We start from the raw sequence: 2108 nt of genomic DNA, 5'->3' as shown, positions 1-2108 counted from the left end.
GCCGAATGTGTCCCACATTCAGCTTTTTTTTAATAATTTAGCTTCTGTGGAAACACATCGGCTACGTCACTGCTAAATTGAACTTTCGGTTCAATTTATCCGCCACTTCGCCAATGCGTTTCCCGTTGTACGACATAGTAAAACCGAACCAAACAAAATGAAAGTCAGAGAAGAAAAGTTAAGAACAATTATAGAATGGTCGGAGAAAAACGAAGATGTAAGAGTTCTTCTTCTGACAAGTTCACTTGTAAATCCTTTAGCACTTGTTGACGAATTTAGTGATTTAGACATTGAATTTGTTTTTGAGGATAATACAAATTACATTTCAGACAAAAGCTGGACGCTTAAATTCGGAAATCCAATTGCTATGATTGAAGAAGACGAAAGTTGTTTTAACCATAAACACGCAATGAAAATGCTACTTTATGAAGACGGTGTGAAAGTAGATTTTAAACTTTACAGCAAATCAAAATTTATAAAGGAAACGCAAGAGAAAGAATTACCAGAAGATTGGGATATTGGTTATAAAATTTTAATTGATAAAGATGGTATTACAAAGCAAATGCTGAAACCAACTTATCAAATTTCCATTATCAAAAAACCGTCTGAAAAAGAGTTTCAAAATCTAATAAACGATTTTTGGTGGGACACAACTTACGTGGCAAAGTGTCTTGTGAGAGATGAAATATTCTATGCGAAATTTATGTCGGAAACCGTTATTCGCACAGAATATTTAATTCCTTTAATTGAATGGCACATTGCAAGTGAACACAATTGGAACATAACGACCAATAAATATGGACGGCTTTTCAAAAAGTATCTTAACCAGGAAATGTGGGCTAAAACAGAACAAACATTTTCAGGGAGCGATATAAAGGAAAATTGGACTGCTCTATTTTCAATGACTGATTTAGTTTCAGAAATAGGAACTGAATTGTCAAAAAAATTAGAGTACAAATACCCGGATAAATTAGAAAATGACATACGAAAATATTTAGCTGGACTAAAACCCAAAACATAACTACGTCGTACAACATCGTATTGGCAATAGGCGGGCTGAACGGCTTCGTATCAACGGAAGTGCAAAATTCAACTTCTGTTCTTCGATTAAAGTTCAGTGCTAAAAATCCCGCCCATCGCCAATACGCGGCACGTTATATGCCATATTACACCAAAACTCGTCTGAATTATACAAAATGAACTATGTTTAACTTTTTTAAACCTAAACCAAAAAATCAAATTGAAATGGAAGTTTCGGGAATAAATCCTGAAACAAACAATGAATTTCTATTCTATAATTTTATCGAAAATACACCAAACTATATTCTTGAACCTTGGCTAAAAAAAGCAAAACAAGTTGGTTATAAAGTAAAACCTCAATACGAACAAGCGATTTTGCAAAAATTGAAATTCAATCAATTTAAAAATCCTCATACATTCCCTGAGTACTTTGAAAATAAATTTGATTTTATTGCTATTGACTTTGAGACAGCAAATAACAGTAGATTAAGTGCTTGTGCAATCGGATTATGCTTCGTGAAAAATGACACAATAGTTTATTCGACAAAACACTATATAAATCCACCAAAATCAGAAAAGTTTTTAAAAACTCATACTTCAATACACGGAATTTCATATGAAGATGTAGAATTTTCCCTTAATTTTCAAGAATTATGGGAAGACGAACTTTCTAAATATCTTTCATCTAATTTATTAATTTTTCATAATGCGAGTATGGACTTGAGTGTTTTGAAAAATCTATCTGATTCTCCGCAAACACACCTAATATTTTTAGTATATTAGCGCTCAAAAAGCAGGGATTATGAACATATTCAGTTTTACGGCTCATTTCGGTTCGGAGGAAGATTGTCGTTTGCATTTCAAGGAGCAGCGTGATAAGGAAGGGGTTGTCTGCAAGCGATGCGGGGGCACTTCCCATTATTGGTTACAGGGTAAATGGAGTTATGAATGCAAAGGTTGCCGTTTCCGCACCTCGTTGCGCAGCGGTACGAACATGGAGAGCTCCAAGCTGCCGTTTCTGGTGTGGTACAAAACGATGTTCCTGATGAGTTGCACAAAAAAGGGATTCTCCACCAACGAACTCCAGA

At 34.7% G+C, this 2108-nt stretch carries 3 protein-coding genes; all 3 read left to right on the top strand.

What is annotated here, in order from left to right:
• Window positions 1-157: 157 nt before the first annotated feature.
• Window positions 158-1021, top strand: coding sequence for an aminoglycoside 6-adenylyltransferase AadS (locus tag NLF99_RS19580; RefSeq protein WP_003013318.1), 864 nt, complete (start codon window positions 158-160; stop codon window positions 1019-1021).
• Between the two features lie 182 nt (window positions 1022-1203).
• Window positions 1204-1803: an exonuclease domain-containing protein gene (locus NLF99_RS19575; protein ID WP_050427871.1), complete on the top strand. Its 600-nt coding sequence runs from the start codon at window positions 1204-1206 to the stop codon at window positions 1801-1803.
• 19 nt (window positions 1804-1822) lie between these two features.
• A partial coding sequence (locus NLF99_RS19570; RefSeq protein WP_168044073.1) for a transposase occupies window positions 1823-2108 on the top strand: 286 nt, incomplete at its 3' end.

The sequence above is a fragment of the Sphingobacterium sp. LZ11T8 genome (genome assembly GCF_024261425.1).
GTDB lineage: Bacteria > Bacteroidota > Bacteroidia > Sphingobacteriales > Sphingobacteriaceae > Sphingobacterium.
This window is presented reverse-complemented; position numbering and strand designations above follow the sequence as displayed.